Origin of the sequence: Streptomyces sp. NPDC048434 (assembly GCF_043200375.1) — a bacterium.
GTDB lineage: Bacteria > Actinomycetota > Actinomycetes > Streptomycetales > Streptomycetaceae > Streptomyces.
In genome coordinates this window covers 165,044-186,582 of the sequence record NZ_JBICXQ010000007.1, presented here as the reverse complement: position 1 = coordinate 186,582, position 21,539 = coordinate 165,044, and the positions used below count along the sequence as shown (strand labels likewise).

Here is a 21,539-nt window from a genome sequence, read left to right as displayed (position 1 = left end):
GGTCACTTCGGCACCAGCATGCTGGTGACCTACAGTAAACACCATTAGGCGGAATTTGCCGCAAAAGGGACAGGAAATGACGTGATGTAATTTGTCTGTGCCGACTGCACTTGCCACGTTGGGTCACCGCCCGGCAGGCACGGGGCAAAGCTACCGCGCGGTGCCCGTCGAGGGGGTGACGTACCGTCGGTACCCGAAGAGATATCACTCGCACGCCGGACGGGGACAGGGGATGACGCAGATCGATCGGCCTGTTCGCCCCCGGCGCATCCGCTTCGGTCTCCGCTCCTCACGCACCGTCGCCACCGCGTTCGCGCTGGTGATCGCCCTCACCGCCTGTAGCGGCGACGGCGGCTCGGGTCGGCACCCGGACAAGCGGCACGTCAAGCCGGCGCCCGTATGGCACACCGACCCCCGCTCGATCGCGGCGCTCGGTGACTCGATCACCGTCGGCTTCGACGCCTGCACGCTGCTGTCCGACTGCCCCCAGGCCTCCTGGGCCACCGGCACCGACCCCAAGGTCGACAGCCTCGCCCGACGGCTGGTCAAACACCCGGCCACGCACAGCTGGAACTTCGCCAGGACCGGTGCGCTGATGAGCGAACTGCCGGACCAGATCACCGAGGCCGTCGACCGCAGACCCGAACTGGTGACGGTCCTGATCGGCGCCAATGACGCCTGCCGGCGCGACGTCGGGACGATGACCCCGAAGGCCGCCTTCCGCGCCGACTTCGTGCGCTCCATGACGCATCTGCGGCGCGCCCTGCCGCACACCCAGGTGTATGTCGCGGCGGTGCCGGATCTGCTGCGGCTGTGGTCCGAGGGGCGCAAGAACCCACTCGGCAAGCAGGTGTGGAAGCTGGGCATCTGCGGGGCCATGCTGCGCGATCCGGACGATCTGACGAAGGCGGCGCAGGACCGCCGGGCGACGGTGCGGAAGCAGGTGATGGCCTACAACTCGGCGCTGGCCGAGGTGTGCGGCAAGGATCCGCTGTGCCGCTTCGACAAGTCGGTCTTCGACTACCGCTTCACGGGCCGCCAGTTGAGCGCCTGGGACTGGTTCCACCCGGGCACCCGCGGCCAGAAGGAGCTGGCGGCAATGGCGTTCCGCGCGATCACCCGGCCACGGCCGTAGGGGCTCTCCGCACGGTCCGCCGGGCTCTCCGGGCTCTCCGGGCTCTCCGGGCGTACGACGGGACGGTCCGGACACCCCCCGCACCTGCGCGCGGTCCCCGGACAGTGGGCAACGGGCCGCGGGCATAGGCTCACGCGCATGAAGACGCAGGTCGGCAGGGAACCCTTCGGCACGCTGGACGACGGCACCCGCGTCGACCGCTGGACCCTGGATGCGGGCCCGGACGGGATACGCGTCCGCATCCTCACGTACGGCGGGATCGTCCAGACGGTGGAGGCACCGGACCGGAACGGGGCGAGGGGGCAGCTGGCGCTGGGCTTCGCCGACCTCGCGTCGTATGCCGCGCACGGCGGGTCGCACTTCGGTGCGCTGGTCGGGCGGTATGCGAACCGGATCGCCGGGGCGTCCTTCGCGCTCGACGGCAGGACCCACGCGCTGACGCCGAACGACGGGCGCCACAGTCTGCACGGCGGGCCGGGCGGCTTCTCCAAGGTGGTGTGGGACGCCCGGGAGGCCGACGGTGGTGTGCAGCTGCACCGGGTCAGCCCGGAGGGTGAGGAAGGCTTCCCCGGCGCCCTGGACGTCCGCGTGACGTACACCCTCTCCGAGGGCGGCGCGCTGCGTATCGTCTCGCGCGCGACGACCGACGCACCGACCGTCGTCAACCTCACCAACCACACGTACCTCAATCTGGGCGGTGACGGCAGCGGCAGCGCCGCCGGTCATGAGCTGCGGCTGGCGGCGTCCCGCTACACGCCCGTCGACGACACCGGCATTCCGGTGCCCGGTGCGCCCGCCGATGTCACCGGTACCCGCTTCGACTTCCGGGCGGCGCGCGCGGTGGCGGGGGCGTACGACCACAACTTCGCGCTGGACGGGGGTGTGTGCGAGGAGCCGCGGACGGTCGCGGAGCTGTACGACCCGCGCTCGGGCCGGGTCCTGGAGCTGGCCACCACCGAGCCCGGTCTGCAGCTCTACACCGCAGGCCACCTCGACGGCACCCTGACCGGCAGCTCGGGCGTCCCCTACGGCCCGGCGGCCGGCCTCGCCCTGGAGACCCAGCACTTTCCCGACTCCCCGAACCGCCCGGACTTCCCCAGCACGGTGCTGCGGCCCGGCGAGGGCTATCGGTCGGAGACCGTGTACGCGTTCTCGGTGCGGCCGCGGAGTGCGGGATCCCCCTAAGGGCGGCGGGCGGACAAGGTCATCCTGCGCGGGGACGCCGCGGAGCGACGGAGAGGGAACGATGAGCAGTGACCGGATCTCCGGTCCCTTCGTCCGTTGCCTGCCTCGGGAGAGCTCTCACCATGGCCCGCCTCCGCGTTCCCCATCTCCTGCTGTCCTGTGCGGCGTTGACCGTGCTCACGACCGGCTGCTCGCTGTCGGGTCACGGCCCGACGAAGGAGGCGGAGCGGACGTACTCCGTGCACGGGAAGGTCACCGCGCTCTCGGTGACGACGCACGGCGGGGACATCGAGGTCGTGCCGGTCGACGCCGGCGGGTCGGTCAAGGTGACGGAGAAGTATGTGTACAACGAGCGGAAGCCGGCCCCCGAGCACGGGGTCAAGGACGGCCGGCTGACGCTCAAGGCCGAGGACTGCGGCATGGGGCGCAAGTGCGACGTGGGCTATCGGGTCCTGCTGCCGCGCGACGCCTCGGTCGATCTGCGAAGCAGCGGCGGGGACATCACCGTGCACGGCGCCGCGGGCGGGATCGCCGCGGAGACCAGCGGCGGCAATATCACCGTCGCCGACTCCACGGCCCGCACGGCGAAGGCGAGGACCAGCGGCGGAAATGTGGACCTCGCACTGTCCACGGCACCCGATCAGGTGTCGGGCCGGACCAGCGGAGGCGATGTCACCATCCGCCTCCCGAAGGGCTCGTATGCGGTGGACGCCTCGACGACCGGCGGCAACCGCAAGGTCTCCGTCCCGGCGGACAAGGGCTCCGCGCACAAGGTGACGGCACGATCCAGCGGCGGTGACGTGTCGGTGGTTCCCTCATGAGGGGGCACCGGGGGCGTCCGCGCGCGGGAGCGCCCCCGTCCCCCGTCACGTCAGCCGACGGTGACCTCCGCCGCCAGCCTGCGGTCGTCGACGCTGTGCGCCGCCTCGACGAGGTAGACGCCCTTGACCCGGCGCCAGCCGCCGTCCTCCGCTTCCCCGCCGTCCCCCGCCTCCCAGACCGCGAAGGCCCGGTCCGGCAGCGGGATCTCGGCCTCGGCGCTCTCCCCGGGACCGGCCTCGACGACGGCGAAACCGGCCAGCCAGCGGGCCGGGCGCTCCGGAGCATCAGGGGCGGCGTCCGCGGTGGGCGCCAGATAGAGCTGGACCACCTCGCGGCCGGGCCGGTCGCCCGCGTTGCGCACCCGCACCCGCACCGAGTCCGGGGTGGTGTCCAGCGACTCGTACTCCCAGTCGGTGTAGCCGAGTCCGTGGCCGAAGGGGTAAGCGGGCGCGGGAGCGGACCGCTGCCAGGCGCGATAGCCGATGTACACCCCTTCGGAGTAGGCGAGTTGGCCGCCGGTCGGGGTGACGGTGGTGACCGGGGCGTCGCCGAACCGGGCCGGCCAGGTGGTGGGGAGCCGGCCGCCCGGCTCATGGGCACCGAGCAGGACATCGGCCAGCGCCGCACCGGCCTCCTGGCCGGGGAACCAGCTCAGCAGCACGGCGGGGACCTGCGCGCGCCACGGAAGCTCCACCGGGGAACCGGAGTTGACGACCACGACGGTGTGCGGATTGGCGGCGGCGACCCGGGTGACCAGCTCGTCCTGACGGCCGGGCAGCCGCAGATCGCTGCGGTCGAAGCCCTCGGACTCGACCTCTTCGGTGGTGGCGACGACCACGACCGCGACATCGGCAGCGGCCGCGGCGCGGACCGCCTCCGCGATCTCCGCATCGGCGTCGAGCTGCGGCTCGCTGTGGCCGAGGGCGAAGTTCAGCCCGTGCAGGCCCTCGCCCAGGTCCGGGCCGCCCGGCACGAACCGCAGGGTGACCTCGACGCTCTCGCCCGCGGTCAGCTCCGCCGTCATCCGCCGCTCCACGGGGTGCATGAACGCCTCGAAGGGGTCGTTGCCCTCGGGCGCGCAACGGCCGTCGAAGAGGACCGCACCGCCGACGGTCAGCCGCAGCTCGCCGGTGCCGGAGACCGCGAGGGTGTGGCTGCCGGTGATCCGCGGGGTGCAGCTGCCGGTCAGCTCGACGGCGCTCAGGGTCTGCCGGGTGACGCCCTCGGGGAAGCGGTCCATCACCCGCACCCTGCCGTCGAACTGCGGCGTCTCCGCGAGCACTTGGCCGTCGGCGGCCAGGTAGCGGGCGCGCAGCGTGAAGCCCTCACGGGCGTGCGGGACCCGGGTGCGCGGCTCGGCGCCGACCGCGTAGGTGACCTCGACCTCGTCGGGGAGCGCGGCGCGCAGCCCCTCCAGCGGGGAGACGACCGCGTCGGGGAAGACCGTCGCGGACCCGCCGCCGAGCACCCGGGCATCGCGGGCGGCCGCCCCGATGACGGCGACCCTGCGGACCGCGGCGGCATCGATCGGCAGCGCCCGCCGCGCCCCGGCCACCGGCTCGTTGCGCAGCAGGACACACGCCCGCCGGGCGATCTCGCGGGCCACCGCCCGGCCGTCGATCCCCTGCGGGACAGCGGCCGGATCGACCGCGGCAGGCACCCCTTCCAGGCATCCGGTACGGGCGGCGAGCAGCAGCACCCTGCGCACCGCGTCGTCCACCTCCGACTCGGCCACCTCACCCGCACGGACGACCTCGGCGAGCGGCGCGCCGTAGACCGTACGGGGCCCCGGCATCGCCACGTCCAGGCCGCCGCGCAGGGCGCGCACGGTGTGGCGGGCGGCCGTCCAGTCGGAGACGGTGACGCCGTCGAAGCCCCATTCGCCGCGCAGGACGTCCTGCACAAGAGCGCGGTGTTCGGTCATCGTCGAGCCGTTGACCTGGTTGTAGGCGGTCATGACGCCCCAGGGGCGGGCGTGTTCGACGATGTGCTCGAAGGGCGCGAGATAGAGCTCGCGCAGCGGGCGCGGGGCGATGCGGTTGTCGACCGTGAGCCGGTCGGTCTCGGCGTCATTGCCGACGAAGTGCTTGACCGTCGTACCGACCCCGCCTTCCTGCACACCGCGCACATACCCGGCGCCGATCACGCCGGTGAGCAGCGGGTCCTCGGCGTAGCACTCGAAGTGGCGGCCGCCGAGCGGTGAGCGGTGGAGATTGACGGTCGGTGCGAGGAGTACGTGCACGCCCTTGCGGCGGGCTTCCTGGGCGAGGAGGTGGCCGGCCCGGCGGGCGAGGGCGGGGTCCCAGGTGGCGGCCAGCGCGGTGGGGCTGGGCAGCGCGACCGAGGGGTCCTCGGCGTTCCACTCCTGGCCCCGCACACCGACCGGGCCGTCCGACATCACCAGCGAGCGCAGGCCGATCGCGGGCACGGCCGGCAGGGTCCACATGTCCTGGCCGGACAGCAGCCGGACCTTGGTGTCGAGGTCGAGCGCGGCGAGCGCCCGCTCCACCACTGCGGTGTAGTCAGGCCCGTGGCCGCGGACATGGTGGCGGGCGTCGGCATCGGTGGGATGGTGGGGCTGGGCGTCGGTCATGCGGCTCTCCGGTGCTCCCTGAATGGACGTGCGGGCCCCCTGCCGGGATTCTTGCCGCCCCACCTCCCGTCCGGTAGGCGTCGTTACTTTTCCGTTACATCAGTCGTACGGGATCTCCACGCGAGGGTTACGCTCGGCCGGTGACTGCACCAGACCAGGACGGACCCCGCCACGGCGGCGGGGCGGGCGCCCGGCGGGGCGGCGGCGGGCGGGAGGCCCAGCGCGCGGAGCGGCGCGAGGCCCTCCTGCAGGCCGCCATGGAGCTCATCGCCGAACGCGGCTACCGCCGTACCTCACTCGCCGCCGTCGCCGAGCGCGCCGGACTGACCCAGCAGGGGCTGCTGCACCACTTCCCGACGAAGGAACTGCTGCTGGTCGGCGTGCTGGAGGCGCGCGACCGCTGGGATCTGGCCTCGGCCGCCGCGGCGTCCGGCACCTGGCGCACCGACGCCCTCGCCCAGCTCGTCGACTACAACGCCACCCGCCCCGGCATCGTCCAGACCTACACGGTGCTGTCCGCCGACAGCGTCACCGAGGACCACCCCGCCCGCGCCTTCTTCGAGTCCCGTTTCCGCGCCGTACGGGCCTCGATGACCGAGGCGCTGCGGGCCGAGTGCGGCGACACGCTGCCCGGCGGTCTGACCCCGGAGCGGGCGGCGCCGCTGCTGTCCGCCGTGATGGACGGACTGCAACTGCAGTGGCTGCTGGACCCGGAGGAGGTGGACATGCCGGCGGCGTTCCGGGACTTCCTGGCGCTGCTCGGACGGGGAGCGGGACCGGGCGCCGGGCCCGGCGAGGAGACGGACGAGGACTGATCCGCCACCCCTGCGTCCCTACCGGGCGGGAGCGAGGCAGGAAACCGTCGCCTTGTCCGGGCTGTACTCCAGGTCGGCGAGCATCTCACCGTCGGCGCACTGGTGCTTCGAGCCGTCGAGCCTGCGGGTCACCTTGTACTTCGCGTCGGCCGAACCGCAGTCCACGACCTCCAGATCCTGGTCCTGCCAGTCACCTTCGTTGCGTACGCAGTCACCGACGGCGAGGGTGGGCACCTTCCCGATACCGGCCCCCTCGATGAACACGCCGCCTACGAACAGGACCGGAATCGCCACGACCACGAGGGCCATCGGCACCAGGAACAGCATCGCGGCCGGCCGGCGCAGCAGCGACTTGCCCGGGTCGAGCGAGGGCCTGAAGCCGCCTACCGGGGGCGCCAGTTTGCGGAATCGGCCCCGGGGGCCGAGGTTCATCAGCAGGGTGAGCGGGGTGATGGCCACGGACAGCGGGCTCCACCAGCCCTGCCACAGCGTCTTCGCGGACATCTCACGGTAGACGGCCAGCCCGCAGGAGCGGCAGAACATTCCCCTGCGGCTGAGGAACCGCATCAGAATGAGGATGCCCTGATGCCCGCGCACGGTGGCCTGCACGGCGGGCTGAGCACCGCAGAACTGACAGCCCGGGGCGCCGGCGTACGGCTGCGGGTGCTGATGTGGGTGTGGGTGCTGCTGCGGGTGCTGCTGGGCGTACGGGTACGGGGCCTGGGCCGGGTATCCCGGCTGCGGGGCATACGGGCCGGCAGGCTGGTGCGGGGCGGCACCCGGCGGCTGGTGCGGAGGGGCACCGGCGGACTGTTGCGGGTAGGGCCCCGCAGGCGGTGGGGCGTACGGGTACGGGCCGTGTGGTGGTGGCGGGGTGGCCACAGAGAGTCCCCCTGAGTCTCGTGGATAGCGCCGGACGCGGTGGTGGACCGGATCGACCAGAAACCCTATCCGCGGTCGGCCGTCGGACAAGGGGCAGGGCACCGGGGTAACGGCCCGCCCCTCTACCGTCCCGCCGCGCGCACCGCTTTACTCGCCCCCATGAGACGCATACGTACCAGGATGGGCGCGCTGGGTGTCGCGCTGCTGGCCGCCGCACCGCTGTCCCTGACGGCGCCGGCCACCGCGGCCGCCCCGGCGGATGTCACGGTGGAGGAGGGGCGGTTGACGCAGACCGCGCCGCAGGAGATCCTGCGGCGCAGTGGATTCGACGCGGTGGAGCTGGAGTTCGGGCGCGGGCTGGCGCGGGTGACCACCTACGGGGAAGCCCGGCGCTATGCCGCGGACCAGGGACGTGCGCTGTGGCGGCGAGCCGTGGACCGGGCACAGGGGCGCGGGCCCGACGGCGGCGATCTGAGCCGGGACGACGACCGGCCGCTCTACTGGGCGCGGCTGGGGATGACCAGGCAACTGCGCCAGTGGCAGCCGGACTTCGCGCTGACGGAGTCCGGGCGCCGTGCCCTCCTCGGCTCGTTGGAGCGGGGCTCGCGCGGTGAGGACTCCGTCGATCTGCCCGCGGGCAAGCATGTACTGCGGATCGTGGTGACCGGGTTCGACCCGTTCCAGCTGGATGCCGATGCACGACGCAGCAATCCGTCGGGGGCGGCGGCGCTCGCGCTGGACGGGACGACGGTGCGCACCTCCTCGGGGCGGCCGGCCCGGATCGAGACCGCGGTCTTCCCCGTACGGTGGGCCGACTTCGCGGACGGCACGGTCGAGCGCACACTGCTGCCGCACTTCCGGCGCGGGCCGCGGCAGGCCGACCTGTTCACGACGATCAGCCAGGGGAGGCCCGGCCGGTTCGACGTCGAGCGGACCAACGGGGCCTGGCGGGGCGGCTATCCGGACAATGCACGGGAATCCCGTACGGAGACCGTGCCGATTCCGGCGGGGGTGCCGACTGTGCGGCCCCAGCCGCAGTGGACGACCACCAGCCTGCCGTACGCCCGGATCGTGGCGGCCGGGACCGGGCCCTTCCCCGTGGTCGACCACACCGAGGTCACGGAGATCCCGGCGGGCGGCACCGAGCCGGTCGACCGGCCGGACGGCCCGACTCCCGGGTCCACGGCCCGTGCCGGGGGTGGCGGTGACTATCTGTCCAACGAGATCGCCTATCGGGCGACCCTGCTGAGGGACGCGGTGCGCCCGGCGCTCCCGGGCGGGCATCTGCACACCCCGGTGCTGGAGTTCGGCCCCGGCAACACGGACCCGGCGCACGGCCGGGTCACCGACCCGGACTTCGTACAGCACCGGGTCGCGATCACCGGGCAGGTACGGGCGATCGTGACGGTGGCGGCATCGGAGGCCGCGGCGGTGAGGGACGCCCGGGGGTAGGGACGCCCCGGTCGCGGGCGGGTGCCGGCGCGGCGTAAAGCCGCCCGGACCGCCGGGCATCATGGGTGAATGATCATTGCTGCCGCACAATTCACGCCGGTCCCGGGCGAGATCGAGGCCAATGCGGCGCGGATGGCCGCGCTCATTGCCGAGGCCGCCGAACGCGGGGCGGGTCTGGTGGTGTTCTCCGAACTCGCGCTGACGCACTACGACCTGCGGCTCATAGCCGCCGATCCGACCGGTATGACGGTCACGGAGGACGATGCCCGGCTGGCCCCCGTCCGCGAGGCGTGCCGGGCCACGGGGGTCGCGGCGGTGGTGAACGCGGCGGGCCGCGCCGCCGGTGACGGGGGCCGGCCGACGATCTCCTCGTTCGTCCTCGGACCGGACGGCGCGCTGCTCACCCGCTACGACAAGGTCCATCTGTTCGGGGGCGAAGGGGAGGACGAGAGCGCACTCTTCGCACCGGGCAGCGCCGACGGCCGCTTCACCCTGGGCGGGATCCGGTTCGCGCTCGCCATCTGCTTCGACAACAGCTTCCCCGAGGTGCCGGCGCGGGCCGCGGCGGACGGCTGCCGGGTGTATCTCGCCAGCTCCTTCCACGACTCGGCGCAGCGGGTGGCGCAATACGGGCAACTGGCACGGGAGCACGGGCTGCAGGTGCTGCTCGCCAACGGCGCGGGGACCGGGCACTCCGGTGCGGGGTGCGGCCTCAGCGGCGTCTGGCTGCCGTCCGGCGAGCGGGTGGCGGCGGCTGCCGAGTGGACCGTTCCGGGGGACGGTGCGGAGCTGGTGCTGAGCGATGTCCGCGACCGGATCACGCTGATGGCGGACCCGGCGGTGGCCGCGGTCCCCGTCCGGGAGTGCGGGGAGCCGCTGCGGGACGTGCGGACCGCGGCGCCCGAGCTGCTGGTGGCCGAGCACCGCTACGACGCCCGGGGCGCCTTCGCGCAGCTGCGCGAGGGGGTGCTGCAGCGGCTGCTGGCGGCGCAGAAGGCACTGCCGGACGGGCTGCGGCTGCGGATCGTCGAGGGCTACCGGCCGCCGGGGCTGCAGCGCCGCTACTTCGAGGAGTACACGGACGAGCTGCGCGCCTCGCACCCCGGCTGGGAGGCCGGGCGTATCCACCGGGCCGCCAGCCGCTATGTGTCGCCGCCCGAGATCGCACCGCACAGTGCGGGCGGCGCGGTGGATCTCACCCTCGTCACCGCGGAGGGGCAAGAAGTCGACATGGGGACACCGATCAATGCGTCCCCCGAGGAGAGCAACGGCGCCTGCTACACGGGCGCGCCGGATCTGACGCCCGCCGCCCGCACCAACCGGCGGGTGCTGAACACCGCGCTGACCGCCGCCGGGCTGGTCAACTACCCGACCGAGTGGTGGCACTGGTCCTACGGCGACCGCTACTGGGCACTGGCGACGGGCGCGGACCACGCGCTGTACGGACCGAAGGAGCTGGACGAGCGGTGATTCTCCCCGGCGACACCAACGGCCCCGTCCGCTGAGTCCTTGCGTGCCGGGAGGCCGCTGTGGGCGCGGTGGGCGCGGAGCCCGCGGTGGGCGCGGTGGGCGACGGGTGACCGGGGGGTGCCGGTGGCCGCCGGGGGCGGCGGCCCTGCGGAGCGTGGCGTCTACAACGGCAGCACGACCCGCATCCGCAGGCCGCCGCTCTCGCGGGGCTCGGCCGTGATGGTGCCGTCGTGCGCGCGCACGACCGAGCGCACGATGGACAAGCCCAGGCCCACGCCCTTGTCGCTGCCGGTGCGCTCGGTGCGCAGCCGCCGGAACGGCTCGAAGAGGTTCTCCACCTCGTAGGCAGGCACCACCGGACCGGTATTGGCGACCACCAGGACCGCACAGCCGAGCTGCGGCTCCGTGGTGACCTCCACCCAGCCGTCATCGGGGAGGTTGTAACGGACCGCGTTCTGCACCAGATTCAGCGCGATCCGCTCCAGCAGCACCCCGTTGCCCTGCACGACCGCCCGCTGACGGTCCCCGCGCAGCTCCACGCCCCTGGCCTGGGACTCCTCGCGGGTCTGGTCGACGGCCTGGGACGCGACCTCGGACAGATCGACCGGCTTCTTGTCGACGACCTTGTTCTCGCTGCGGGCGAGCAGCAGCAGGCCCTCCACCAGCTGCTCGCTGCGCTCGTTCGTCGCCAGCAGCGTCTTGCCGAGCTGCGCGAGCTCGGGGGACGCCTCCGGATCGGCGAGCTGGACCTCCAGCAGCGTGCGATTGATCGCCAGCGGCGTCCGCAGCTCGTGCGAGGCATTGGCGACGAACCGCCGCTGCGACTCGAAGGCCCGGTCAAGCCGGTCCAGCATCTCGTCAAAGGTGTCGGCCAGCTCCTTGAGCTCGTCGTCCGGCCCGCCCAGCTCGATCCGGCGGTGCAGATCGGAGCCGGCCACCCGCTGGGCGGTACGCGTGATGCGCCCCAGCGGCGACAGCACCCGGCCCGCCATCGCATAGCCGAAGGCGAAGGCGATGACCGTCAGGCCCACCAGAGCCGTCAGGGAGCGGTTCAGGAAGGTGTGCAGCGCCAGTGCGCGCTGATTGCGGATGCAGTGGCCGATCGCCTCATTGATCTGGTGGACCGTGCCGACCGACGGCAGGTCGGGACAGCTGATATTGCCCAGCCTGACGTTGCTGCCGAAGACCCTGAACTCCGGGGTCCCCTCCTTGAGGGTGTTGGCCGCCAGAATGTAGATGATCGTGAGCAGCACGACCCCCGCCATCAGGAACATGCCGCCGTACAGCAGCGCGAGCCTTATCCGGATGGTCGGCCGCAACCACGGCACTTGGCGGTGGTGCGGCCGGGGACTCCAGGCGGGCTGCGGAGCTGCCGTCACCGGCGCGGGCGACCGGGAGGAGAGTGCCACCGCGCTCAGCCCCGGGGCCCCGGTGACGCGGGCACGGCGACCGATACCGGGACGAGGGGTGAGCGCACTGCTGGTCCTTCCTCAGATACCGCAAGGCACACGACAGTTGCCTCACAGCACCCATCCTGCCCAAAGGACCCATAAACCGGCAGTAAGGAGTGGATCACCTCCCGGTCCGGCCCCTCGCCACGCCGGGTCGCCGGGTCGCCGGGTCGCCGGACGGGCCTCAGCCCTGCGGCAGCTCGGGCGCCAGTACCTCCAGCTCCGCCCGGGTCGGATAGGACGGCTGGGCACCCGGCTTGGTGACGGCCGCGGCGCCCACCCTTACGGCGAAGCGCGCCGCCTCGGGCAGCGCGTCGCCGCGGGCCAGACGGGTGGCGAGGGCACCCGTGAAGGCGTCGCCGGCGCCGGTGGTGTCCACGGCGTTGACCCGTACGCCCGGGACGGCTGTGGCTCCCGAGGCGTCCAGGACCAGCGCGCCGTCACCGCCGAGGGTGACCACGACGGAGCGGGCGCCCCGGTCGCACAGCGCCTGCGCCCACTCGGCGGGCGTGCCGTCGGCGAGCCCGGAGAGCTGCCGCGCCTCGTGCTCGTTGACCACCAACGGGTCGGCCACCGCGAGGAGTTCGGAGGCCAGCGCACCCGCCTCGGGAGCCGGGGAGGGGTTGAGGACGACACGGGTGCCGGCCTGCTCGGCGGCCGTCGCGGCGGCCCGTACGGACTCCATGGGGATCTCCAGCTGGAGGGAGACCACCGAGGCGGCGGCAAAGGTGTCCTTCGCCGCCGCCACGTCCTGCGGCGTGAGGGCGGCGTTGGCGCCGGGCGAGACCACGATGCTGTTGTCGCCGTCCGGGTCGACGATGATCATTGCGGTGCCGGTGCGGGCGGCGTCGTCCACGATCACCGGTGTGACATCGGTGCCCGCGTCGTGCTGGGCGCTCAGCAGCAGTGCGCCGTACGCATCGCCGCCGATCCGCGCCAGCAGCGCGGTGCGCCCGCCGATCCGGGCCGCGGCGGCCGCCTGGTTGGCGCCCTTGCCGCCGGCCGACTCGACCAGGTCGGTGCCGGTCACGGTCTCGCCCGCGCCGGGCCGCCGTCCGACCCGTACCGTCAGATCCGCGTTGGCCGAGCCGACCACCAGGACGTCATACATGCGCCGCTCTCCCATTTTTCTCTCATCTGTCGTTGCCCGGCGGCCCGCCGGGGGCCGCCCTCTCAGCCGTCGAACTTCGCGGCGTTCTTCGCCGTCACCAGCAGCACCGGCACCCTGACCGACTGCGGCAGCTTCTCACCGCGGGAGGCTTTCAGCGCCCAGTCCACGGCCTGCTTGCCGAGGAGTTCCGGCTGCTGGGCGACGGTGGCGGTCAGCGTGCCCCGGCGGACCGCCTTGACGCCGTCCGGTGTGCCGTCGAACGCCACCACCTTGACGTCCTTGCCGGAGCGGCCGCCCAGCGCCTTGGACGCGCCCAGCGCCATCTCGTCATTGGCGGCGAACACCCCGCCGATGTCGCGGTGCGCCTGCAGCATGTTGGACATCACGTCCATGCCCTTGGTGCGGTCGAAGTCCGCGGGCTGCCGGGCGACGACCTGGATGCCGGGGTATTTCCTGATGCCTTCCTCGAAGCCCTGGCCGCGCTCGCGGGCGGCGGAGGTGCCGGCCTGGCCCTCCAGGAAGGCCACCTTGCCCTTGCCGCCGAGCGATTCGGCCAGCGTCTTCGCGGCGAGCCGGCCGCCCGCGACATTGTCGGAGGCGATGGTCGAGCCGACCTTGCCGCCGTTGACCCCGCGGTCGATGGAGATGACCGGCACCTTCGCCCGGTTGGCGACGCCGACGGCCGGGACGGCGGCGTCGGAGTCGACCGGGTTGATGATGGCCGCCTTGACGTTCTGACTGGTGAACGTCTCCATCTGGTTGATCTGCTGGGTGGGGTCGTTCTGGGCGTCGGTGATGTTGAGGTGCAGATGGCGGGCGTCCGCCTCGGCCTGGGCGCCCTTCTTGATGCCGACGAAGAACGGGTTGTTCATCGTGGACAGCGCAAGCCCCAGGTCGGTGTTGCCGCCGCGGTCGCAGCCGGCCATCCCCAGGGCGACGGTCGCGACCAGCCCGGCCGCCAGCGACATCCGGATCCGGGCGTTCATCGCGCGCTCCGGCGGCGCAGCGTGTCCAGGAGCACGGCCAGCGCGATGACCAGCCCGGTGGCCACCTGCTGCCAGAACGCCGAGACGCTCAGCAAGTTGAGGCCGTTGCGCAGTACGGCCAGGATCAGCGCGCCGATGAGGGTGCCGGAGGCCTTGCCGGAGCCGCCGGAGAGGCTGGCCCCGCCGATGACGACGGCGGCGATCGCGTCCAGCTCGTAGCCGGTGGCGGCCTGCGGCTGGGCGGAGGTGAGCCGGGCGGCGAGCACGATGCCGGCGACCGCGGCGAACACTCCGGAGAGCGCGTAGATGGCGAGCTTGCGGCGCTTGACGTGGATGCCGGAGAGCCGGGCCGCCTCCTCGTTGCCGCCGATCGCGAACATCGCCCGGCCGGAGTACGTACGGGCCAGGATCAGCGCGGCGATCAGCCCCATCGCGATCATGACGAGGACGGGCACCGGCAGCCAGCCGCCGAGGGTGTCACCGAGCGCGCCGACCGAACCGGGGAAGGCGATCGGCGAACCGCCCGAGATGACCAGGGCCAGACCGCGGCCGATCGAGAGCATCGCCAGCGTGGCGATGAAGGCGGGCAGTTTGCCGTAGGCGACCAGCGCGCCGGAGACCAGACCGGCCACCACACCGGTCGCCAGGCCGAGCAGCAGCGCTGTCCAGACGGGCAGGCCCTCGCCGGTGGCCGCCCAGGCGACGACGGTGGCGGAGAGCCCGGCGACCGAGCCGACGGACAGATCGATACCGGCCGAGACGATCACGAAGGTGACGCCGAAGGCGAGGATCGCGGTGACCGACGCCTGGACACCGACATTGAGGAGGTTCTGCCCGTTGAGGAAGTCCCTGGACAGCACCGCCATCACCACGACCAGGGCGATCAGCCCGCCGAGCGGGCCGTTCCTGAGCACCGCCCGGGAAAACCACGCTCCCGCGCCGTCCCGGTCCGGTGTCCGTCCCACCGCCTCGGCGGCGGCTCCCGTCTTCACCTCAGTGGACATCGGAGCCCTCCATCGCGCTCTTGTCGTTGTGCTTCGTGCTCGTGCCGTGCGGGGCCTGGAGCGCCAGCTCCATCACGGCGTCCTGGGTGGCCTCTTCGGCCGACAGCTCACCGGCCAGCCGGCCCTGCGACATCACCAGCACCCGGTCGCTCATGCCGAGCACCTCGGGCAGATCGCTGGAGATCATCAGCACCGCACGGCCGGACGCCGTCAGATCGTTGATGAGCTGGTAGATCTCGACCTTGGCGCCGACGTCGATACCGCGCGTCGGCTCGTCGAGGATCAGCAGCCTGGTGTCCGCCAGCAGCCACTTGCCGATGACGAGCTTCTGCTGGTTGCCGCCGGAGAGGGTGCGGGCTCTCTGCCCCAGCCCGCTCATCCGGACCTTCAACTGCCCGGCGACGGTGGCCGCTTCGCGCCGCTGCGCGCCCCGGTCCACCAGCCCGCCGCGGGTGTCGCGGTCGAGCCGGGCGAGGGTGAGGTTGTCCTGGAGGGAGGCGTCCAGGACCAGGCCCTGGCCCTTGCGGTCCTCCGGTACGAGGCCGAGCCCGGCGCGCATGGCGGCGCGGACATCGCCGCGGGCCAGCTCCTTGCCGTCGATCTCGACCGTACCGGCGTCATAGCGGTCCGCGCCGAAGACCGCCCGGGCCACCTCGGTGCGGCCCGCGCCGACCAGCCCGGCGAGGCCGACGACCTCACCGGCCCGCACCTCGAAGTCGATGCACTCGAAGACGGGTCCGGCCGTTGTGCCGTTGCGGGTCAGACCGCGGACGCGCAGCAGGGGCGCGCCCGGCTCCTCGGGGCGCTGCCTCGGATACTGCTCGGCGATGTCCCGGCCCACCATGAGGCGGATCAGCTCGTCCTCGTCCGTCGAGGCCGGCACCTCCTCGACGGAGCGGCCGTCGCGCAGCACGGTGACGCGGTCGCCGAGTGCGCCGATCTCCTCCAGGTGGTGGGTGATGAAGATGATGCCGACGCCGCTGTCGCGCAGCTCGCGGACGATCCCGAAGAGGGTCTCGACCTCTTCGGAGGTCAGCACCGCGGTCGGCTCGTCCATGATCAGGACGCGGGCCTCCAGGCTGAGCGCCTTGGCGATCTCGACCATCTGGAGGCGGGCGATGCCCAGTTCGGCGACCGGGGTGTTCGGGGAGACGTCGAGGCGTACGCGCTTGAGCAGCTCGGCGGCCCGTGCCCGCATCGTCTTCCGGTCGACCAGACCGAGCGCGGTGCGCGGCTGGCGGCCCAGGAAGATGTTCTCGGCGACGGTCAGTCCCGGGACGAGGTTGAACTCCTGGTAGATGGTGGCGATGCCGTGCCGTTCCGCGTCCTGCGCCGAACGGATGGTGACCTCGTCGCCGTCCACGAGGATGCGGCCCGCGTCGGGGCGGTGGGCGCCGGAGAGCATCTTGATGAGGGTGCTCTTGCCCGCGCCGTTCTCGCCGAGCAGGACATGCACCTCACCGGTGCGCAGGGTCAGGTCCACGCCGTCCAGCGCGCGGACGCCCGGGAACGACTTCGTCACCCCCTCCACGCGCAGCAGTTCGCGGCCGCCCGGTACGTCGTCGTTGACGCCGGTCATGCGCTGCCCCTCTCTTCCTCGGATGACTCGTGTGGTGACTGACTCGGGTGGCCCGCCCGGCCGGGGGAGCCGGACCGGAGTGCCGGTCCGGGCGCCGGGCGGGCCTGCTCAGGGGGTGGGCAGCTCGCCGCAGGAGCGGCGGGTGACCAGCCGGGCCGGCAGCAGCACCGAGGCGGCGGGCCGGTCCTCGATCCGCTCCAGCAGGGTGTGCACGGCGGCCCGGCCCAGTTCGCGGGTGGGCTGGGCGATGGCGGTCAGCGGCGGATCGGTGTGGGTGAACCACGGCACGTCGTCATAGACCACCAGCGCCACATCGTCGGGGACCCGCAGCCCGCGGGCGCGGAGTTCGTCCATCGCGCCCAGCGCCATCAGGTTGTCGGTGGCCAGCACCGCGTCCGGCGGCTCGGCGAGGTCGAGGAATGCGCTCATCACCCGTCGGCCGCCGGTGTGCTGGAGGTCGGGGGTGGCGCCGACCCGCTCGTCGGGCAGGGCGATGCCGTGCCCGGCCAGCGCCGTACGGAACAGGTCGAGGCGCTCGTCGCCGGTGGGGGTGCCGGCCGGGGCGACGATGATCGCCGGCCGGCGGCGGCCGAGGGCGGCCAGATGGCCGGCGAGCTCGGTGAGCGCGGCGCGGCCGTCGGCGCGTACGCAGGGGGCGTCGATACCGGGCACCGTGCGGTCCAGCAGGACCAGCGGGGTGCCGGAGGCGACGACCTCGCGGAGCATCGCCGAACCGGTGCCGGCCGAGCTGACCAGCAGGCCGTCGATCCGGCGGTCGAGCAGGGTGCGGATGTAGTCGTCCTGCTGGGCGGGACGCTCGCCGGCGTTGCCGATGACCAGGCTGTAGCCGAGGCTGCGGGCCTCGTCCTCGACGGCGTCGGCCAGCTCGGTGAAGAAGGGGTTGGTGAGGTCGCTGATGATCAGGCCGAGCGCGCCGGTCCGTGCGGTGCGCAGCGCGCGGGCGACGTTGTTGGGGCGGTAGCCCAGCTCCTGTACGGCGGCGAGCACCCGCTCGCGGGTCTCCGCGACCGGGCTGTGGCCGTTGAGGACCCGGGAGACCGTGGCGACGGAGACTCCTGCCCGTTCTGCCACATCTTTGATGTTCGCCATGGCGCCGTTGCCATTCCGTCCCTGCGCTCGCTCACCGTGCGGGAGAGCGGGTGCGCATGATCGACATGTAATCGATTTCCTGAGCATTGCGTGGGGGCTACGAAATCGATTACACGGCGGGTGCGTCAAGGTGCGGTAAATGTTGTCTGCATCACATAGGGGTGCGGGGCGCGGGACATGCCGAGCCCGGGCACTCCCCCGTTGGCCGTCCCGCCGCGACGGCGGGCACCGGCCGTGTCCGGACCCTGGGGGCCCCACCCGGCACCTACCGGGCGAACTGCCCCACACAAGCGACGATCGCCACCAGCAGGCCCAGCACCCCGATGACGACCTGCCACCTGTCAGGCGGGGCCCATCGGTCGCTCTCCTGCTCCGTGTCCTGATCGTCCATCGCTCCTCCTCGCTCCTCCGGACCGGCCCCGGAGGCCAGGGCCTCCGCCGGCGGACGGCCGGCGAAGTTGTGGGGAGGAGCGTGGTGAAGCCCCCTGAGACTAGCGCGAGTTGACGCCTCCCGGGCGCTGAACCGGACATGGACCGTGCCCCCCCGCGCCCTGTCACGGGCCGGGGGCGCGGTCCGTGACGAACGCCAGGGGCCGCACCCCGTTACGGGATGCGGCCCCTGTGGATCCGCCGGTCGTGCCGTGCCTCAGGCGACGGTCAGCTTGACCTCGATGTTGCCGCGGGTCGCGTGGGAGTACGGGCACACCTGGTGCGCCTTCTCCACGAGGTCCTGGGCGGTGGCCGCGTCGACGTTGGGGATCGCGGCGGAGATCTCGACCGTGAGGCCGAAGCCACCGTCCGCGGTCTTGCCGATGCCGACCCGGGCGGTCACCCGGGAGCCGGACACATCGGCGTTCTCCCGGCGGGCGACGACGCTGAGCGCGCCCTGGAAGCAGGCGCTGTAGCCGGCCGCGAAGAGCTGCTCGGGGTTGGTCCCGGCGCCGCTGCCGCCCTGCTCCTTGGGCGGGTTGACGATCACGTCGAGCTTGCCGTCATCGCTGGCGACGCGGCCGTCACGGCCGTTCTCCGCGGTGGCGACGGCGGTGTAGACGACGTCGACGGTCTGGATGGACATACCGAATCCTCCTGTGGTTCGCCGCGACTCGCGCCCACGGATCGCGACGGCTTGCCGCTGAGCCTAACGGTCGCCCGCAAGGCCCCGCCGGGGAGGCAGACGGTTCCCCGGCCCGGGGAGGAATGCCGCCCCGGCGGGGGAGGCACACCGTCCCCGGCGGGAGCCACCGTCACCTGGCCCGCCAGGGCGAACCCGCACGGAGCACCGGCCCCGGCAGGACTCGCCCTCGGCGGGCGGGGCGGCCGTCAGTCGGTGAGGCTCACGATCATCTTGCCGGTGTTCTCACCGCGGAGCAGGCCCAGGAACGCCTCGGCGCCGTTCTCGATACCGGCCACCTTGGTCTCGCTGTACTTCAGCTCGCCGGAGCGGATCCAGGCGGAGACCTCCTCGACGAACTGCGGCTGCAGCGCGGCATGGTCGCTGACCAGCAGGCCCTGCAGACGCAGCCGCTTGCCGATCACCATCGCGAGGTTGCGCGGGGCGGGGCTGGGCTCCGTGGCGTTGTACATCGAGATCATGCCGCAGATGGCGGCGCGGCCATGGACGTTGAGGGAGCTGATGGCCGCTTCGAGGTGGTCGCCGCCGACGTTGTCGAAGTAGACGTCGATGCCCTCCGGCGCGGCCTCCTTGAGCTGCTTGCCGACATCGCCGTTCTTGTAGTTGAAGGCGGCGTCGAAGCCGTACTCCTCGACCAGGAGCTTGACCTTCTCGTCGGAGCCGGCGGAGCCGATCACACGGGAGGCGCCCTTGAGCTTGGCGATCTGGCCGACCTCGCTGCCCACCGCGCCGGCCGCGCCGGACACGAAGACGGCGTCGCCCTCCTTGAAGGACGCGACCTCCAGCAGACCCGCGTAGGCGGTCAGGCCCGGCATGCCCAGCACGCCGAGGTAGGCGGTGAGCGGAGCCAGCGACGGGTCCACCTTGGCGGCGCGCTTGGCGTCCAGCACCGCGTACTCACGCCAGCCGAGACCGTGCAGGACATGGTCACCGACGGCGATGGAATCGTCGCGCGAGGCGATGACCTCGCCGACCGCGCCACCGTCCATCGGCTGGTCGAGCTGGAAGGGCGGGACGTAGGACTTCACGTCGTTCATCCGGCCGCGCATGTACGGGTCGACGGAGAAGTGCTGCGTACGGACGAGGATCTGACCCTCGCCGACCTCGGGCACCGCGGCCTCGCGCAGCGCGAAGTCCTCCGGGGTGGGCCAGCCGTGGGGGCGGGCGACGAGGTGCCATTCGCGACCGGTCGTGGGCAGTGCGGACATAACGCGATCCTCCTAAAGCTTCAGGTACTGAAACAACCATGCTCCTCGATATTTCATGTTGTCAAGTAAATGGGTATCCTGGTGTGCATGACCCCCCGCGCAGACTCCTTGACCGTCGAGGTCGTCGACCTCATCGGCACCGTCGTCGCCCGCTACTACGAGGAGTACGAGCACGCCGCGGCCGAGCACTCCCTCACCGGCGCCCAGGCCCGGGTACTCAGCCTGCTTTCCGTCGAGCCGCTGCCCATGCGCAGGGTCGCCGAGCGCCTGAAGTGCGAGCCGTCGAATGTCACCGGCATCGTGGACCGGCTGGAGTCCCGCGGCCTGGTCGAGCGCCGCCCCGATCCGGCCGACCGCCGCGTCAAGCTCGCCGCCCCGACCGACGCGGGCGCGCGCACGGCCGAGGCGCTGCGTACCTCACTCCACTTCGCCCGCGAACCTCTCGGCCGTCTGACGGTTGCCGAGCGGACGCTGCTGAAGGAGCTGCTGCAGCGGATGCTGGGCGTCGCGCCCGAGTGAGCCGGGCGGCCGGCCCGGCCGGACGGCCGTCAGTAGCCGCGCTGCACGTTGTCCACGGCCGCCTGGTCCCGCCGGCGGGTACGCCGCTGCCGTTCGACCGCCAATTCGGCAAGCGCTTCGTCGACGGCGGTGAGCACGCTCGACACTTCAGGGCCGGTCACACCCTCGGAGGCGTCGGTCCGTCTGTCGCGGATCCCGGCGGCCTCCGCGAGGGCCGCGAGCACCGGCTCGTCCGAGGTCCAGCGGTGCGCCGCCTCGCGGCGTGCGGGCGAATCGGCCAGGACCCTCTCACGGGTCCGGAAGACCATCCAGCGGCGGCGGCGCTGCCGGGTGAGCTGCCCCTCCTCCTCCAGCGCGGCCAGATAGGCCGCGGACAGGTCACGGCCCCTGCGCCACAGCCAGTCGCCGACCGACTCGTACGGCTCCTGGGTGACCAGCGACGACGCGGCCTCGTCCAGCAGACGGTCGGCGATGGCAGGCCGGTAGCCCGGCACCAGGCGATCGCCCCGCAGCCGGACGACCTCGCCCTCCAGCAGGTCGATCGCCTCGGCCCCCGCGAGCGCCAGCGACAGATCGCCCCGTTCCACGGCCCGCACGGGCGCCACGTCCAGGGCGACGAACAACAGGTCCCGCGCCGTGGTCATGTGCGCTCAGCCCTCGGCGCCGGAGGCCGCCCCGATCGCGGCCCGGATCTGCTGCGCGAAGCCGGCCACCGTGAAGTCCGGACCGACGCCGTCCACGAAGATCAGGTCACTGATGGCATTGTTGGCGCGAAGGGGCAGGATCTTCCGGTATTCGGGCGAGTCGTACCAGTTCTGCGCCTCGGTCATGCCCGGAAATTCCAGCAGGACCGCCAAGCCCGGCCAGGCCCCCTCGACGACCTGCGCCTCGCCCTGCGCCAGCCACTTGCCGCCGTACGCCTTGACGGTTTCCTCCACCTGCTCCAGATACGACAGGCCCTGCTCGTTCGGAACGCCGCCCGGTATGCGCAGGTGGTTGATCAAATAGGCGCTCATCTCAAATCCTCCAGCGTATCGCGGCAAGTACCGAGGGGCATGTCGAAGTTGCCGCTCGCCGCACCCGCC

At 72.4% G+C, this 21,539-nt stretch carries 19 protein-coding genes and 1 pseudogene; 8 read left to right on the top strand and 12 right to left on the bottom strand.

Annotated elements, in window-relative coordinates:
* Window positions 1-232: 232 nt before the first annotated feature.
* From ACGFWI_RS10980 to ACGFWI_RS10970, 3 genes are all read left to right on the top strand, one after another.
* A complete protein-coding gene (locus tag ACGFWI_RS10980; RefSeq protein WP_393905629.1) occupies window positions 233-1,135 on the top strand; it encodes an SGNH/GDSL hydrolase family protein in 903 nt (300 codons plus the stop codon).
* Between the two features lie 138 nt (window positions 1,136-1,273).
* Window positions 1,274-2,320, top strand: coding sequence for an aldose epimerase family protein (locus tag ACGFWI_RS10975; protein ID WP_393905628.1), 1,047 nt, complete (start codon window positions 1,274-1,276; stop codon window positions 2,318-2,320).
* Window positions 2,321-2,442: 122 nt separating this feature from the next.
* Window positions 2,443-3,141 (top strand): DUF4097 family beta strand repeat-containing protein, encoded by a 699-nt coding sequence (locus ACGFWI_RS10970; protein WP_393905627.1) that lies wholly within the window; start codon window positions 2,443-2,445, stop codon window positions 3,139-3,141.
* Window positions 3,142-3,191: 50 nt separating this feature from the next.
* On the opposite strand, the gene ACGFWI_RS10965 is transcribed toward ACGFWI_RS10970, so the two are convergent.
* Entirely contained in the window at window positions 3,192-5,735 is a 2,544-nt protein-coding gene (locus tag ACGFWI_RS10965; protein ID WP_393905626.1) for a beta-glucosidase, read from the bottom strand.
* Between the two features lie 140 nt (window positions 5,736-5,875).
* Here ACGFWI_RS10965 and ACGFWI_RS10960 point away from each other — a divergent pair, with 140 nt between their 5' ends.
* A complete protein-coding gene (locus tag ACGFWI_RS10960; RefSeq protein ID WP_393905625.1) occupies window positions 5,876-6,550 on the top strand; it encodes a TetR/AcrR family transcriptional regulator in 675 nt (224 codons plus the stop codon).
* 18 nt (window positions 6,551-6,568) lie between these two features.
* Here the strand turns inward: ACGFWI_RS10960 and ACGFWI_RS10955 are convergent, their stop codons facing one another.
* Window positions 6,569-7,117, bottom strand: coding sequence for a hypothetical protein (locus ACGFWI_RS10955; RefSeq protein WP_393905624.1), 549 nt, complete (start codon window positions 7,115-7,117; stop codon window positions 6,569-6,571).
* An 18-nt stretch (window positions 7,118-7,135) separates the two neighbouring features.
* Here ACGFWI_RS10955 and ACGFWI_RS10950 point away from each other — a divergent pair, with 18 nt between their 5' ends.
* From ACGFWI_RS10950 to ACGFWI_RS10940, 3 genes are all read left to right on the top strand, one after another.
* Window positions 7,136-7,447, top strand: a complete 312-nt coding sequence (locus ACGFWI_RS10950) for a hypothetical protein (protein WP_393905623.1) — start codon at window positions 7,136-7,138, stop codon at window positions 7,445-7,447.
* 144 nt (window positions 7,448-7,591) lie between these two features.
* The gene (locus ACGFWI_RS10945) at window positions 7,592-8,884 is read left to right on the top strand and encodes a pyroglutamyl peptidase (RefSeq protein WP_393905622.1); all 1,293 of its coding nucleotides are present in this window, start codon (window positions 7,592-7,594) and stop codon (window positions 8,882-8,884) included.
* A gap of 69 nt (window positions 8,885-8,953) precedes the next feature.
* Window positions 8,954-10,354, top strand: a complete 1,401-nt coding sequence (locus tag ACGFWI_RS10940) for a nitrilase-related carbon-nitrogen hydrolase (protein ID WP_393905621.1) — start codon at window positions 8,954-8,956, stop codon at window positions 10,352-10,354.
* Window positions 10,355-10,515: 161 nt separating this feature from the next.
* Here the strand turns inward: ACGFWI_RS10940 and ACGFWI_RS10935 are convergent, their stop codons facing one another.
* The 8 genes and pseudogenes from ACGFWI_RS10935 to ACGFWI_RS10900 form a co-directional block, all read right to left on the bottom strand.
* Window positions 10,516-11,673 (bottom strand): sensor histidine kinase, encoded by a 1,158-nt coding sequence (locus tag ACGFWI_RS10935; protein WP_393905620.1) that lies wholly within the window; start codon window positions 11,671-11,673, stop codon window positions 10,516-10,518.
* A gap of 316 nt (window positions 11,674-11,989) precedes the next feature.
* A complete protein-coding gene (locus ACGFWI_RS10930; RefSeq protein ID WP_393905725.1) occupies window positions 11,990-12,916 on the bottom strand; it encodes a ribokinase in 927 nt (308 codons plus the stop codon).
* 62 nt (window positions 12,917-12,978) lie between these two features.
* Window positions 12,979-14,906: pseudogene (locus tag ACGFWI_RS10925) on the bottom strand (substrate-binding domain-containing protein).
* Window positions 14,896-16,485, bottom strand: coding sequence for a sugar ABC transporter ATP-binding protein (locus ACGFWI_RS10920; RefSeq protein WP_393905619.1), 1,590 nt, complete (start codon window positions 16,483-16,485; stop codon window positions 14,896-14,898). The pseudogene ACGFWI_RS10925 and the gene ACGFWI_RS10920 overlap by 11 nt, the downstream one beginning before the upstream one ends.
* Before the next feature lie 108 nt (window positions 16,486-16,593).
* Window positions 16,594-17,595: a LacI family DNA-binding transcriptional regulator gene (locus ACGFWI_RS10915; protein ID WP_393905618.1), complete on the bottom strand. Its 1,002-nt coding sequence runs from the start codon at window positions 17,593-17,595 to the stop codon at window positions 16,594-16,596.
* A gap of 265 nt (window positions 17,596-17,860) precedes the next feature.
* Window positions 17,861-17,986, bottom strand: coding sequence for a hypothetical protein (locus ACGFWI_RS10910; protein WP_393905617.1), 126 nt, complete (start codon window positions 17,984-17,986; stop codon window positions 17,861-17,863).
* Between the two features lie 255 nt (window positions 17,987-18,241).
* Window positions 18,242-18,670, bottom strand: a complete 429-nt coding sequence (locus ACGFWI_RS10905) for an organic hydroperoxide resistance protein (RefSeq protein ID WP_393905616.1) — start codon at window positions 18,668-18,670, stop codon at window positions 18,242-18,244.
* Window positions 18,671-18,915: 245 nt separating this feature from the next.
* The gene (locus ACGFWI_RS10900) at window positions 18,916-19,935 is read right to left on the bottom strand and encodes an NADP-dependent oxidoreductase (protein WP_393905615.1); all 1,020 of its coding nucleotides are present in this window, start codon (window positions 19,933-19,935) and stop codon (window positions 18,916-18,918) included.
* 87 nt (window positions 19,936-20,022) lie between these two features.
* On the opposite strand from ACGFWI_RS10900, the gene ACGFWI_RS10895 reads away from it, so the two are divergent.
* Window positions 20,023-20,454, top strand: a complete 432-nt coding sequence (locus ACGFWI_RS10895; RefSeq protein WP_393905614.1) for a MarR family winged helix-turn-helix transcriptional regulator — start codon at window positions 20,023-20,025, stop codon at window positions 20,452-20,454.
* Window positions 20,455-20,483: 29 nt separating this feature from the next.
* On the opposite strand, the gene ACGFWI_RS10890 is transcribed toward ACGFWI_RS10895, so the two are convergent.
* The gene (locus ACGFWI_RS10890) at window positions 20,484-21,098 is read right to left on the bottom strand and encodes a GPP34 family phosphoprotein (RefSeq protein WP_393905613.1); all 615 of its coding nucleotides are present in this window, start codon (window positions 21,096-21,098) and stop codon (window positions 20,484-20,486) included.
* A 6-nt stretch (window positions 21,099-21,104) separates the two neighbouring features.
* Window positions 21,105-21,470, bottom strand: a complete 366-nt coding sequence (locus tag ACGFWI_RS10885) for a DUF1330 domain-containing protein (RefSeq protein WP_393905612.1) — start codon at window positions 21,468-21,470, stop codon at window positions 21,105-21,107.
* Window positions 21,471-21,539 lie beyond the last annotated feature (69 nt).